Annotated in this window: 11 protein-coding genes; 4 read left to right on the top strand and 7 right to left on the bottom strand. The window is 71.5% G+C overall.

The annotated features are described in order from the left end of the window. Positions 1-103 precede the first annotated feature (103 nt). The 5 genes from GC203_RS17115 to GC203_RS17135 form a co-directional block, all read right to left on the bottom strand. The gene (locus GC203_RS17115; RefSeq protein WP_293457099.1) at positions 104-820 is read right to left on the bottom strand and encodes a hypothetical protein; all 717 of its coding nucleotides are present in this window, start codon (positions 818-820) and stop codon (positions 104-106) included. Continuing rightward, the gene (locus GC203_RS17120; protein WP_293457102.1) at positions 817-1812 is read right to left on the bottom strand and encodes a hypothetical protein; all 996 of its coding nucleotides are present in this window, start codon (positions 1810-1812) and stop codon (positions 817-819) included. Before GC203_RS17120 ends, GC203_RS17115 begins: the two co-directional genes overlap by 4 nt. A gap of 61 nt (positions 1813-1873) precedes the next feature. Next, positions 1874-2809 (bottom strand): hypothetical protein, encoded by a 936-nt coding sequence (locus tag GC203_RS17125; RefSeq protein ID WP_293457103.1) that lies wholly within the window; start codon positions 2807-2809, stop codon positions 1874-1876. Beyond that, a complete protein-coding gene (locus GC203_RS17130) occupies positions 2806-3681 on the bottom strand; it encodes an ABC transporter ATP-binding protein (protein ID WP_293457105.1) in 876 nt (291 codons plus the stop codon). Before GC203_RS17130 ends, GC203_RS17125 begins: the two co-directional genes overlap by 4 nt. A 10-nt stretch (positions 3682-3691) precedes the next feature. Next, positions 3692-4063, bottom strand: a complete 372-nt coding sequence (locus tag GC203_RS17135) for a GntR family transcriptional regulator (RefSeq protein ID WP_293457107.1) — start codon at positions 4061-4063, stop codon at positions 3692-3694. Positions 4064-4188: 125 nt separating this feature from the next. Between GC203_RS17135 and greA the strand changes: the two genes are divergently transcribed. The 4 genes from greA to GC203_RS17155 all read left to right on the top strand — a co-directional run bounded on the left by greA (position 4189) and on the right by GC203_RS17155 (position 9292). Further along, entirely contained in the window at positions 4189-4668 is a 480-nt protein-coding gene (greA, locus tag GC203_RS17140; protein ID WP_293457109.1) for a transcription elongation factor GreA, read from the top strand. A 360-nt stretch (positions 4669-5028) separates the two neighbouring features. After that, the gene (gene wecB, locus GC203_RS17145) at positions 5029-6177 is read left to right on the top strand and encodes a UDP-N-acetylglucosamine 2-epimerase (non-hydrolyzing) (RefSeq protein ID WP_293457111.1); all 1149 of its coding nucleotides are present in this window, start codon (positions 5029-5031) and stop codon (positions 6175-6177) included. A 2-nt stretch (positions 6178-6179) separates the two neighbouring features. After that, positions 6180-8111 carry a glycosyl transferase family protein gene (locus GC203_RS17150; RefSeq protein WP_293457113.1) on the top strand — a complete coding sequence of 644 codons (1932 nt, stop codon included), beginning with the start codon at positions 6180-6182 and terminating at the stop codon, positions 8109-8111. Next, the gene (locus tag GC203_RS17155) at positions 8108-9292 is read left to right on the top strand and encodes a hypothetical protein (protein ID WP_293457115.1); all 1185 of its coding nucleotides are present in this window, start codon (positions 8108-8110) and stop codon (positions 9290-9292) included. Before GC203_RS17150 ends, GC203_RS17155 begins: the two co-directional genes overlap by 4 nt. Positions 9293-9298: 6 nt before the next feature. Here GC203_RS17155 and GC203_RS17160 read toward each other — a convergent pair whose 3' ends face one another. Continuing rightward, positions 9299-12508, bottom strand: a complete 3210-nt coding sequence (locus GC203_RS17160) for an amidohydrolase family protein (RefSeq protein ID WP_293457116.1) — start codon at positions 12506-12508, stop codon at positions 9299-9301. Positions 12509-12581: 73 nt separating this feature from the next. Continuing rightward, a complete protein-coding gene (locus GC203_RS17165) occupies positions 12582-14123 on the bottom strand; it encodes a M20/M25/M40 family metallo-hydrolase (protein WP_293457117.1) in 1542 nt (513 codons plus the stop codon). Between the last annotated feature and the right edge of the window lie 29 nt (positions 14124-14152).

The raw sequence follows: 14152 nt of genomic DNA on the forward strand, positions 1-14152 counted from the left end.
CGCACAGGTCCATGAACACCCCCAGGATGCGCCCTGCCGAGGCCACCTTACGACGTCGGCAGGCTCAGGCACAGCGCGACCGGCGTACGGGGGGTTCGAAGCCTCAGGCCGCGTGGGGCTGCGGCCGTCGGCGCGCGCGCCACAGGGTCCGGGCCAGCCAGTAGAGCGTCAGCGCGACGACCCCCAGGACGGGAATCGCCGGCAGGAAGGTCCCGCGCACCGCCTCGGGCAGGAACTTCTGCTGGCCCAGGAAGAACGAGCCGTTGGCGACGAACAGCGCCGCGCCCATGCGCCACAGGTGCCGCGCGATCCGGGACGGGCCGGCGAGGCCGCCCTTGCGGATCATCGACAGGTCGCAGGCCGCGGCGACGGCCGAGAACGCCGCGAAGGCGAAGACGGTGGAGAAGCCTGCGAACCGTGGGCCGCCGGCGTGGATCGCCGCCAACGCCACACCCATGGCCGCCAGGCCCAGCGGCACGATCACGGCCGCCCGCTCGAACCCGCCGACCACGCCGGGCCGGCGCTGCGTCACCGCCCAGCCGGTGGCCACGAGGTAGAGCGTGAAGATGGCCGCGGTGGTGTTGGTCCATTGCCCCTCGGGCAGGAACGGCGAGACGCCCGCGCCCACCGCGGCCATGGCCAGCATCGACACCAGGAAGACGGTCCCGGCCACCTGGTGCATCCGGCCGCCCTTGCGGGCCAGCATGGCGGTCCAGCCGAAGACGATCCCCGCCGTCCCGCCGGCGATATGCAGGACCAGCAGGGCCACGGCGCCGGCGCGCAGCACGGCCGGCGCCTCGGGGGGCGGCATCAGGTTCATGGATGGGCTCCTTGGGGCGGGGTGGCCGCCTCGGCGGCGGCGCGCTCCTCGGCCCGCGCGCCCGACAGCGCGTTGGCCAGGCTGTAGTTGCCCTCGTGGCAGGCGTATTCGTAGATCGGGCCGGCCGCGCGCCGGAACGGCATCTCGGCCCGCCACGGGGTCTTGAAGGTCGCCGGATCGTCGACGGAGAACTCGTAGAGGATCCGGTCGTCGGCCGTGCGGGTGAACCGCTCGAGGACGCGGGCCTCGGCCGTATAGGCGAACCCGCCGCCCAGGCTCGCCACATAGGCGCCGCGCGGATTGAGGTTGGTGGTCTCGACCACCAGGGTGTCGCCCTCCCACCAGCCGATGGAATCCCCCATCCAGGGCCGCACCGCCGCCGGGATGTGGGCGGGCGGACGCCCCGCCGGACCCAGCCGGACGATCCGCACCTCGTGGTTCATCTCCACCTCGATGGCGACGAAGCCCTGCGTCTGGACGATCTGGTAGTTGGCGTCATAGCCGGTGTTCATCATCGGCGGTCCTTCGGGCGAGCCGATGCCGCTCAGGCAGCGCTCGGCCGTGGGCCGCCCCTCGGGGCCGTCGAACGATTCCGCCTGGGCCGCGCGGGCGGCGGCCTTGCCGGCGTCGGTGAACGGCAGGCGTCCGTCGGCCGGCTCGACGATCCACGACGAGCGGGGCTGGCCGTCGATGCGGGCCAGCTTCATGTCCATCTCCACCCACTCGGTGTTCGGCGCCTCCTCGGCGGGCGGCAGGGCCGGCGCGTCGGGATCGGCGTGGTCCGGACCAAGGGCGCTGGCGACGAACTGGGCGAAGCCGCCCTCGATCATCGCGGCCTCGGCGGGCGTGGGGACCAGCGACTTCGTCACCGGCGGCCGCTGCAGCATAGTCACCGAGCTGTTGGTCCAGATCCCCTGCAGGTCGGGCGCGCCGTAGGGCGTTCGCGGCGGCTTGTAGTCGCCTGCCTGGGTAGAATTTGATATCGATAGCACGCATAGCGCGAGTAACGGGCCGAGACGGGTCGGACGCATGGCCGGACTCCTTCCTCTCAGATCAGAACGGGATGGCGGACCGGCGCCGTCGCGCCGCGGCCCAGATCAGCAGGGCGGCGACCGCCGGGGCGATCCAGAAGTAGGGCAGGGCCATCACCCGGGCGGGATCCACCTGGCCGAAGCTCTCGATCGCCGCCTGCCCCTTGCCTTCGACGCTGAAGGCCTCGCCGAAGCCGCCGAACAGCGCATAGCCCCCCAGCTTCGCCAGGTTCGAGGTGCCGAACGCCACCCGCTCGAAGACGGCCAGGCCCACGATGGGCGCCAGCGCCCAGACGATGGCCATGCGCCTGGCCCAGCCCGAGACCAGCAGGAACCAGGCGTGGAGCGGCGACTGCCAGATCGCGTTGACCAGGAGACCGTAGGGCAGCACCACCCACATCAGCCCGAGGTTCTCGTGCTTCCACAGCGTGGGCAGGCTGTGGCCGCTCAGGCCCACGATCACCGTGCTCCAGGCCAGGAACGCGGCCTGGCAGGCCACCACGATCACGTAGGTCAGCACCGGGGTCACCACCATGGGCACGCAGGCCTTGGAGAGCACGGTCGTCAGGTCCGAGACCGGCAGCGACTTCCAGAACAGCAGGCTGCGGTCGCGCCGCTCGCCGTTCAGCGCCCCCAGGCTGTAGAACGCCGCCACGACGAGCCCGGTCAGCAGCACGGCCAGCGCCACGAAGCTGTGGCCGGTCATCAGGCGGTCGGCCCGCTTGAGATCGCCGGCTTCGATGGCCGTCATGGCGTGCGGCAGGGTGAAGCTGCTCAGCAGGAAGCCGGCCAGCGCCAGGGCCGCCACGGCCAGCGGCGCGACGATCACGGCCCGGTTCTCCCAGAGCTCGCGCCGCACCGACCAGTAGAGCACCCGCATCCAGGGCAGGGGCGCCGGCGCGTGATCCGCGCGCGGCTCGGCCGCGGAGCCGCTGAAGGTGTCGTCGGTCGTGCTCATGCCGCCCTCCCCTCGCCGGCCATCTCCCGAGGCCGGCCGCCCATCACGGCCACGAACAGGTCGGCGAGGCCCGGCGTCCGCACCTCGCCCAGCGGGGCGAGCCGGGCGCGGTCCACGCCGTCGAAGATCATCAGGCTGCGGCCGAACACCTGCCGTTCATGGATCGGCTTCAGCGACCGCGCCGAGGCCGCCTGCTCGGGCCCGGCCATCAGCTCGCAGAAGCGCGCCTCCAGGTCCTCCAGGCTGGCGTCCAGCACCACCCGGCCGCGGTCGAGGAACACCACGTCGGTCAGGATGTGCTCGATCTCGTCCACCTGGTGCGTCGAGACCAGGATCGTCCGGCTGCGGTCGAAATAGTCGTTGATCAGCTGGTCGTAGAAGGCCTTGCGGTAGAGCAGGTCGAGGCCCAGCGTCGGCTCGTCCAGCACCAGGACGCGCGCGTCCACGGCCATCACCAGCGCCAGGTGGAGCTGGGTCACCATCCCCTTCGACAGTTCCCGCACCCGGCTCTCGCGCCGGATCGTGGTCTTGGCCAGGAACCCCTCGGCCTTGGCCCGGTCGAAGCGGGGGTGGACGCCGGCCATATAGTCCAGCGCCTGCCACACCCTCATCCAGCGCGGCATCACGGCGACGTCGGCGATGAACGAGACCTCGCCCATCAGCGCGTCGCGCGCGGTCCAGGGGTCGCGGCCCAGCACGGTCAGCCCGCCGTCGTGCGGGATCAGGCCCAGGATCGCCTGCATGGCCGTGCTCTTGCCGGCGCCGTTCGGGCCGATCAGGCCGACGATGCGGCCCTCGCCCACCGTGAAGTCGACGCCGCTGAGCGCGGGCGTCTTGCCATAGGCCTTGGAGAGGCCGCGAGCTTCGATCACGCCCATCGCCTCAGCCCTCCCCGCGCGTCTTGAACGGGATCACGCCCAGCAGCTCCCGGGTCAGTCCCAGGCGCTCGATGGTGGCGCGGATCTCGGGCCACCGCTCGGCCAGGAACTTCTCGCGCTCCCCGGCCAGCAGCCGTTCGCGCGCGTCCGTGGTGACGAACATCCCCAGCCCCCGTCGCTTCTCCACCAGCCCGTCGTCCGCGAGCTGCTGGTAGGCCTTCATCACCGTCAGCGGATTGACCCGGCTCTCGGTGGCCACCGCACGCACCGACGGCAGCGGGTCGCCCTCCTTGAGCAGGCCGTCGAGCACCATGGCGACGACCCGGTCGCGGATCTGGCGATAGATCGGCTGGCTGTCGTTCCATTCGGGGTCCATCGGCGCGCTACGGTCCTGCGGCCGCCTACCGGCCGTTCAGTGCATTAGTGTTATACATGACTATAACACCTAGCCGAGTCAAGCGACCGCTTCCGATCCGCGGCGCGTGGGCTTAGATTCACGCGATGGCCGTCGCCTTCACCCGCGAGGAAGACTACGAGGCCCGGGCGGCCGACCTGCCCGACCGCCCGATCTCCCCGCACGCCAACCTCGTCACCGCCACGGGCCTCGCCGCCATCGAGGCCGAGCTGGCGGCCGCGCGCGCCGCCTACGCCGCCGCCCAGGCCGACGGCGGGATCAGCGCCGACCGCACCGCCATGGCTCGGGCCACCCGCGACCTGCGCTACTGGTCGGCCCGCCGCGCCAGCGCCCAGCTCACCGAACCCGACGCCGCGGCCGGCGCCGTGCAGTTCGGCTGCACGGTCGAGATCGAGCGCGAGGACGGCCGCCGCCAGACCTTCCGCATCGTCGGCGAGGACGAGGCCGATCCGGCCAAGGGCTCGGTCTCCTATGTCTCGCCGCTGGCCCGCGCGCTGCTGGGCCGCGCCGTCGGCGACACGGCGAGCGTCAACGGCGCCGAGGTCGAGGTGATGGCGGTCGGCTAGCCGCGCCAAGGTCCATGAAGATCGCCGCCAGGCCGCTGGCTACGCGGCGCGGCGGGCTTCGGAGCCATCAAGGCCTTTCGCTCGCCATGCAGTGGCGTCCAGCCGTCTTATCCACCCCTACTTGAAGTATCGTCGCGAGCCTGTCTCCGGATAGACCACGAACTCAACTTAGAGTGTTCTCGACGATCGTTCTCGTGATTATATCGGATTGCGAAATACAGTCTTGAGTAAATTTTGGGCATACCCAATATGAGTAACAGCCCCTGAATTAACTGCGCCAGATCAACGGATCTGGAACCTCGTTCCGCAAAAAGCATGGCGTGCGCCGGGGATGGCGCGTGTGATCCGACGGACGCGTTCGTGAAAATTCTATCCGTCTTCGGGACCAGGCCCGAAGTCATCAAGATGGCGCCCGTGCTGCGCGCGCTGGCGCGCGAGCCCGGCGTCGAATCCGTCGCCTGCGCCACGGGCCAGCATCGCGAGCTGCTGGACCAGACTGCAGCCGAGTTGGGCGTTCGCCCCGACATCGACCTGGCGCTGATGCGACCCGATCAGACGCTCAACGGCGTAACCGCCGCGGCCATCGAGGCGCTCGACGCAGTGATGGCCCGGGTCGAGCCCGACCGCGTGCTGGTGCACGGCGACACCACCACGGCGATGGCCGCCGCCGTGGCAGCCTTTCATCGCCACATCCCGGTGGGCCACGTCGAGGCCGGCCTGCGGACAGGCGACCTCGACCAGCCGTTCCCCGAGGAGTTCAACCGCCGCGTCGTCGACATGGCGGCCAACCTCCTGTGGGCCCCGACCGAGGAAGCCGCCGACAACCTCCGCGCCGAGCGTCTGGCCGGCCGCATCCTCGTCACCGGCAACACCGTCCTCGACGCGCTCGAGTTGGCCGGCGAGCGCCTCGCCGCCGACCCGGCGCCCGGCGCCGAACTGGCCCGCGCCCTGCCCGGCCTCGATCCCGCCAAACGCCTGGTGCTGGTCACCGCCCACCGGCGCGAGAACTTCGGCGACGGCCTCGACGAGATCTGCGCGGCCCTGATCCAGCTCGCCAGCCGTCCCGACGTCGAGGTCGTCTATCCGGTCCACCTCAACCCCCACGTTCGCGCCCAGGTGATGGGCCGCCTGCGGGGGCTGGACCAGATCCGCCTCATCGAGCCTCTGGGCTACCTGGCCTTCGTCGCCCTCATGCGGCGCGCGGCCCTGGTGCTCACCGACTCCGGCGGCGTGCAGGAGGAGGCCCCGGCGCTCGGCCGGCCCGTGCTGGTCATGCGCGACGCCACCGAGCGGCCCGAGGCGCTGCGGGCCGGCGCCGCCCGCCTCGTGGGCGCCCGCGCCGAGGTTATCGTGCGCGAGGCCGGCCGGCTGCTCGACGGCGAGGTCCACGCCGTAGCCGCGCCCAACCTCTACGGCGACGGCGCCGCCGCCGAGCGCATCGTCGATTCCATCATGGGCCGCCCGGTGAAGCCCTTCGTGGCCGCCCAGGCCTCAACCCTCGCGGCCTAGCGATGACCGACCTCCTCCACACCCTGGCCGCGGGATACGTCGCGGTGCTCCAGGCCGTCGCCCTGGCCGTGGCGCTCCTCATCGCGGTGTGGGCGGTGGACGACCTGTTCATCTCGGCCAGCTTCTGGTCGGGCCGTCTCCGGAGGCGCGACGCCCCGCGGCCCACCGACGACGAGCTGCGCGCCGAGCCCGAGGCGCCGATGGCCATACTGATCCCAGCCTGGCGCGAGGCCGACGTGATCGCGGCCATGCTCGACAGCGCCGTCGCCGCCCTCGACTACGACAACTACGTGATCTTCGTCGGGGTCTATCCCAACGACCCCGAGACCATCGCCGAGGTCGAGCGTGTACGCCGCCGCACACCACGGGTGGTCCGCGTGGACGCGCCCAACCCGGGGCCGACCTGCAAGGCCGACTGCCTGAACGCGATCATGGCCGGCGTGGCCGACTACGAGCGCCGCCACAACATGACCTTCGAGGGCTGCGTGCTGCATGACAGCGAGGACGTCCTGCACCCGCTGGAACTGCGCCTGTTCAACCACCACCTGCCGGGCCGCGACATGGTCCAGATCCCGGTGATCTCTCTGGAGCGCGGAGCGTTCGACTGGACGGCCGGCGTCTACATGGACGAGTTCGCCGAGTTCCACGCCAAGGACCTCGTCGTGCGCGGCCGCCTGACCGGCTCGGTCCCCTCCGCGGGCGTGGGCGCCTGCTTCCGCCGTTCGACGCTGAAAGCCCTGCAAGGCAACCGCGACGGCCCCTTCAACACCGAGAGCCTCACCGAGGACTATGACGTCAGCATGCGCATGGCGGTGGAGGGCTTCACCTCCGTGATCGTCCACCATCCGGCGCCCTATCGCACCGTCCGGCGCACGCTGTTCGGCTTCGGGCCGCGCAAGACGGTGACGGTCCGCGCCCCGGTGGCGGTCCGCGAGTACTTCCCCAACACCTTCCGCACGGCGACGCGTCAGCGGTCGCGCTGGACGCTGGGCATCGCGCTGCAGGGCTGGAGCCAGATCGGCTGGACGCGCTCGCCGGCGCTCAACTACTTCCTCCTGCGCGATCGCAAGTCGCTGGCGACGCCGCTGGTCTCGGCCGTCGCCTATCTCGTGCTCGCCAACGGCGTCGTCATGCTGCTGCTGTCCGGCGTCGGCCTGTTCGACGACCGGCCGTGGATATCGGCCCTGCTGGCGTTCAACCTCTTCGCCTGCCTCGTCGGCCTAGGCCAGCGCGTCTACTTCACCGGCCGCCTCTACGGCTGGGAGCACGCGGTGCTCTCGATCTTCCGCATCTTCGTCGGCACGGCTGTCAGCGCCGCCGCGGCGATCCGGGCCGTGTGGCAGTTCACCGTCGGCCGCCTCACCGGGGCCAGGCTCGGCTGGGACAAGACCATGCACGATTTCCCCTCTCCGGCCGTCATCGACCAGCCGCACCGCCGGCTGGGCGAGCTGCTCGCCGCTTGGGGCGCGGTGGACGCCCGGCAGATCGAGGCGGCGCTGGCCGACAAGGCGCCGGACCGACGCCTGGGCGACGTCCTGCTCGATCGCGGCCTGATCGACGAGGACATTCTGGCCGAGGCCCTGGCCGCCCAGTCGAACCTGCCACGCGCCATCTTCGAGCCGCAGCAGGTCCGCGAGGCCGCCCACCTGCTGCCCTCCTCGCTCCAGCGCCGCGCCCGCACCGTGCCGCTGGGCGTGCGCAGCGGCGGCGCCCTGATCGTCGCCTCCGACGGCCCCATTCCGCTGGGCTTCCTCGAGGAGATCCGCCAGGCCTTCGGCGATCGCAACATCGTCCAGCAGATCGCCCGGCGCGGCGAGATCCAGGCCGTCCTCGACGACGCCCCGTCCCCGCTCGCCCCGCCGCGCGTGCTCACGACCCCGGCCCGCGCCGCCGCCCGTCGCCGCGCCGCGCGACGCCAGGCCCGCGCCTCATGATCCGCGCCATCCGACTCGGCCTCGCCGCGGTCTCGGCCGCCCTCATGGCGACCGCGGCCGCTCACGCCCAGTCGCCAGCCCCCAGCGCCGAGGGCCGCGCCTACGCCATTCGCGCCGAGGTGCTCGACCTGGTCGCCGCGGGCCGCAAGGCCGAAGCCCGCACCCGTTTCGACGCCGCGATGGCGGCGGGCGAGCTCGGGCCTTCGCCCGCCCTCGACCTCGCCATGACCGCCCTGGCCGTCGGCGACGACGACACGGCGCTCGCCGCCTTCGCCCGCGCCCAGAAGACCGGCTCGCTGCCGCCCGCGGCCGCGCTTGACGCCGCCTATGCCGCCAAGCGCCGGGGTCGCGACGCCACCGCCCTCGCCGATTTCCGCCTCGGCCTCGACGCGGCCCGCGATGGCCAGATCGAGCTTCCTCCGCAGACCGAGGCCGGGCTGCGCCGCGACTACGCCAACCTCTCGCGCCGGTTCGGCGTCAACGGCTACCTGGGCTACGGCGAAGCCGGCGTGGCCAACGCCGTCACCCCCTTTCGTGACGCGCGCGGCGTCACCCAGGCCGGGCTGGAGGCCTACGTCCGGCCTTTCGGCTACCGCAATGGCGCGCCCGTGGAGGTCTTCGCCCGCGCCTTCGAGACCCTGGATGCGCCGGCCGGCGACCCCGAGGGCGGCAAGACCCGGCAGGGCTGGATCGGCGCACGCTGGAAGCCGCTCTCGGATCAGAACGTCGTGCTGGAAGCCAGCCGCATGGTCCGGCTGGGCCGCCTCGCCCGCAACGACTGGATGGCGCGCGCCGCCTGGTCGGGCGGGACCAGCCTCGACGTCGCCGAGCCGCCCGGCCTCCAGCCCATGTGGAGCGCCTACGCCGACGTCGCGCGCATCGTGGACGCTCACCAGACGCTCGCCGTGGCCGAGACCCGCCTGGGCGCCGTGCTGCGTCCGCACGGCGACCGCAATGGGCTGGTCGTTCCGTTCGTCGGCGCGGCCGCGGGCTACGACAACACCCTGGCGCGCAAGGGCGCGCTCGGCGCAGGCCCCGGCGTGCAGATTCGTCGATGGTTCAACGCCAGCGACTACGCCGCGCCGCGCTCCTACCTGGACCTGACCGCTCAATACCGCGTGCGCCTGGCCGGCGACCGGCGCGCCGAGGGCTGGTTCGTGACCCTCGGCGCGTCGTTCTGAACGCGGCTACTTCTGCTCCCACCACCACGGCGCGCGCTTGTGGTCGCCGGTCACCACCTCGTTCAGCGTCAGGGAGTCGTAAATCCGGCCGCCCACCATCACGCGGCTGACCTTCTCGCTGTTGCGGATGTCGGTCGTCGGGTCGGCGTCGATCACCACCAGGTCGGCCAGCTTGCCCGGCTCCAGCGAGCCGATGTCGGCGTCCATGCCCAGCGAGCGCGCCGGCTCGATGGTGCCGGCCCGCAAGGCCTCGATCGGGCTCATGCCGCCGCGCACGAACGACCACAGCTCCCAGTGCGGGCCGATGCCGGCCTGCTGGCCGTGGGCGCCGATCGAGACGTGCACGCCGCGCTTGGCCAGCTTGTGCGCCTCGCGGGCGCTGTCGTCGTCGACGTAGTCCTCCTCGGGCGCGATCGGCCGGCGCACCGTGTCGGCGGCGAGCTTGGCCGGCGGGGTGTGCGCCGCCACGATCGGCTGCTTCCAGACGTCGGTGTGCGCGCGCCAGTAGGGATCGCCCGAAAGGCCGGAGAAGGTCACCACCAGGGTGGGCGTGTAGTTGGTCTTGCTCTCGCTGAAGTAGCTCAGCACGTCCTCGTAGAGGTGGAGCTGCGGGATGTTGTGCTCCAGCGTCGAGTTGCCGTCGGCGATGATGGTCATGTCCTGGCCGAACAGCGAGCCGCCCTCGGCCACCACCTGCATCCCCTCGCGCCGGGCCGCCTCCACGATCTGCTGGCGCTGGTCGCGGCGCGGCTGGTTGTAGTTCTTGATGCTCAGCGCGCCCTCGGCCTTCAGCCGGCGCACGTGGGCCAGGGCGTCGTCCAGGCTGTTGATCTCGGCGTAGTTCCGCGCGGCCTTCGCCCCGTAGACGGGCTCGCCGGTCGAGAAGATGTGCGGCCCCACGATCTTGCCGGTCCGCTGCAGCTCGGCGGCCTCGTAGACCTCGGCGGCGCGGTTCGACGGGTCGTGGATCGTCGTGGTCCCGAGCGCCAGGTTGACCATCAGCGACCAGTTCTGCTGCGGCACCAGTTCGTCCACGCCCTGCGGCCCGTGGGCGTGGGCGTCGACCAGGCCGGGGATGATGGTCTTGCCGGTGACGTCGACCACCTTGGCGTCGGCCGGGATCTCCACCGCGCCGCGCTTGCCGACGGCCACGATGCGCGCGTCGCGCACCACCACCACGCCGTCCTCGATGATCCCGCCGTCGTCGGCCGCCATGGTCACCAGCTTGGCGCCGGTCAGGGCCACCACGCCGTGCGGGCGGTCGGCGGCCACCTCCATCGATAGCGACACGCCCGAGGTCGGCGGCTCGAACTTCGGCGCGTCCTTGGCCGGCGGCGCATCGGGGAAGAACTTGGCGGTCTCGGCGGTGAACACCGTCGGGCCGATGCTCCAGTGCAGCTCCGCGCCGCCGTTCGACCAGTGGATCCAGTCGGCGCCGCCGCGGCTGATCCGCGTCACCGGCAGCGGCCCGCCCTTCAGGTCGACCGGCACGTCCTGGGTCCCGGGCATCAGCGGCATGGCGCTGACCTCCCAGTTCTGGCGGAAGGCGAAGACCTTGCCGTCCGGGGCGACCGAGTATTCGTTGACCAACTCGCCCTCGGCGTGGACGCGGCGCGCCTCGCCGTTCAGGTCGACGCTGACGAGCTGCTGCTTGCCCTTCTCCGAGGCGGTCAGGAACAGGCGGTCGTTGGCCGCGCCGAACTGCGGCGCGCCGCCGTCGCGGGTGATCAGGCTCGCCTCGCCGCCTGCCGCCGGGATCCGGTAGACGCCGGGATTCTCGCCCCAGCGGTTCGAGGTGAGGAACCCGCCCTCGTTCTGCTCGAACACGATGGTCCTGCCGTCGGGCGAGAAAGCGGGCCGCGCATAATGGCCCGGATGCCGGGTCACCGCCTTCGGCGTCCCGCCGGCCGCGCCCACCGTCACCACCTGGCCAAGGCCCGCGTCGGTCCAGGCCACATAGGCGATGGTCTTGCCGTCGCGCGACCACGTCGGCCACAGTTCGAAGCCCGCCTCGTCGCCCTTGGTCAGGCGCTTCGGCGCGCCCTCGCCCATCGGCTTGATCCACAGCTTGCCCAGGCTCTCGAACACCACCTGCTTGCCGTCGGGCGACACCGCCGCGAAACGGGTCATCTTGGTCTGGAACCTGTCGGGCGAGACGGCGACCTTCGGGTGCGGCGGGTCGATCACGCTGCGGCTGTCGGCCACGTGGAACGGGATCACCGCGGCGTTGGCGCCGTCGGCGTCCACCCGCCGGATCTGGCCGCCGGCCCAGAAGACGAGGCTCTTGGAATCCGGCGTCCAGCCCATGTTGGGATAGACGCCCAGCACGGCCCAGCCTTCCTGCATGTCGGGATCGAGGCCGTCATAGACCTTGGTCTCGGCGCCCGAAGCCAGGTCCTTCACATAGAGCTTCGACTGCGCCCGCTCGCGGCGGACGAAGGCGATCTTGGTCCCGTCGGGCGACGGCTGCGGCCGCACCGACCCGCCGGCCCCCGACACGGCGGTGGTCGTCTCGCCGCTGGCCAGGTCGTAGCGCTCGATGTTGAACAGGTCGGTGTTGGAATCCTGGGCGTATTCGAAGATCGGCCCGGGGGTGACGTTCTTCTCGAAGTAGATCGCCTGGCCGTCGGGGGCGAAGACCGGCTCGCCCAGCTCCTTCTGGAACACCTCGTTGGGCCGCTTGACCAGCGGCACGCCGGCCCCGCCGCTGACGTGGTAGAGCCAGATCTCGCCGGTCCCGAGCGAGCGGCCGGTGGTGAAGTGCTTCTTCGCCGCGATGAACCGGCCGTCCGGGCTCCAGGTGGGCTGGTTGACCAGCCGGAAGTCCTCCTTGGTCACCTGGCGCTTGTCCGACCCGTCGGCGTTCATGATCCAGATGTTGTCGCCGCCGCCGCGGTCGGAGGTGAAGGCGATCCGCTTGCCGTCGGGCGAGAACCGCGGCTGGACCTCCCAGGCCAAGCCCTCGGCGATCCGCTTGGGCGTCCCGCCGCCGATCGGCATGAGATAGATGTCGCCCAGCAGGTCGAAGGCGATCGTCTTCCCGTCCGGGCTGACGTCGAGGTTCATCCAGGTGCCTTCGGTGACGTCCAGCGGCAATTGCCGGATGGTCAGGCCGGGCGGGGCGTTCACGTCCCACTTGGGGGCGTCGGCGGCGTCGGCCGCGACGGCGGTGAGGCCGAGCGAAAGCGCGGCTGTGGCGAAAAGCTTGAACTTCATGGAGGGCCCCTCATGGAAGCCGCCATGACTAGCAAGCAGGGCCGGGGGTGGGAACCGCGAGGCCCGCCCCGACCTAGCTCCTCGCCGCCAGTGCGTAGAGGAACTCCACATAGCCCAGGCTGGCGCCCGCCATGCCGCGCAGCTTCGGGTTCTCGGCCTCGATCACATAGTACTCGTCGGGCGCGTGCTGGTGGGCCCCATGGCCGAAGCCGAAGTGGGCGGCGGGCAGGTTCACCGGCGGCCCGGTGAAGATGTAGCCCGGCCACGAGCCCGCCAGCCGGGGCGACATGCCCACCTCCAGCCCGCCCTTGCGGTAGACCTCCAGCGCCGACTGGATCACCGGCGAGGTCTCGTCGGTCTGGGTGGGGTCGTAGCCGCCCGTCCGGGTCACCGAGATGTCGCCGTAGCCCCGCCGCGCCAGGTGCGCCTTCAGCTTGCGCTCGGCCTCGTCCGCGGTCTGGTTCGGCACCAGCCGCAGGTCCAGCTTCGCCACGGCCTTCGACGGCAGGATGGTCTTGCCGCCCGGCCCCGTGTAGCCAGCGTACATGCCCTCGATGTTCACCGTCGGCTGCGAGGCCAGCCGCTCCAGCGCCTGGCGGTAGGGCAGGTCGCGCACCCAGGTCTGCACGCCCAGGAACTTCTTGCGCTCGGCCTCGCTGGTGTTGGCCGCCTGCTCGGCGATCAGCTCCTTCTGCCGCGCGGTCAGCGGCTGGACGTTCTCGAACCAGTCGTCGATCGCCGGGTCGTTGCCGTCCTCCGACACCAGGGTCGACAGCGCCTTCACCAGCCGCCAGACGGCGCTGTCCAGCTCGGCCTTGTACGACGAGTGGATGTCGTTCTCGGCGCCCCGGCCCCAGGCCTTGGTCGAGCACACCAGCTCCACCTCGATCACCCCCTTGGCGCCCAGGTCCACCTCCACGCTGCCCTTGGGCGTCTGCGAGGCGAACGGCATCCACACCTCGCGGCACTTGCCCAGCGCCGAGAGCACCTCGGGGCGCCGCACCAGCTGCGGGAAGTGCGGCGAGGCGATCTCCTCCTCGCCCTCGGCGATCAGCACGATGTTCACCGGCGGCTTGCGGCCGGCCGCGCGCAGCCCATGCAGCCCGGCCAGGAAGCTCGCCTCAGGCCCCTTCTGGTTCACCGCGCCGCGCCCGATCATCACCTTGCCCAGGCCGGGCCGGTCCACGATCCGCGCCTCCAGCGGCGGCGAGCTCCACTCCGACGGGTCGAACTGCTTGACATCGTACATCAGGTACATGCCCACCGACCGCGGCGAGCCGTTGTCCATGGTGGCGAACACGCCGGGCCGGCCGTCGGTCTGGATGATCGTCGTCTGCTGGAAGCCGGCGTCCTTCAGCAGCTCGGCCATGTACTGCGCGCCTTCCTGGGCGTTCAGCCCCTCGGCGGCGATCGACGGCAGGGCGATCCAGTCCTGCAGGCGCTTGATCGCCTCCGGCCGCTGCTTGTCGATGGCCGCCTTCACGTCCGACAGGTCGCCGCCGCCGCACCGCGCGGCGGCCATCAGCGGCCCTGGCATGGCCAGACTGGCCCCCGCCGCCGCCGCCATCAGCATCAGCCCCCGCCGATGCGCCGTCCCCGGAATCCCCGCGTCCATGATCTGCTCCCCAAAGCGTTCGCGGGGAG

Source organism: Phenylobacterium sp. (assembly GCF_016124325.1).
Taxonomy (GTDB): Bacteria; Pseudomonadota; Alphaproteobacteria; order Caulobacterales; family Caulobacteraceae; genus Phenylobacterium.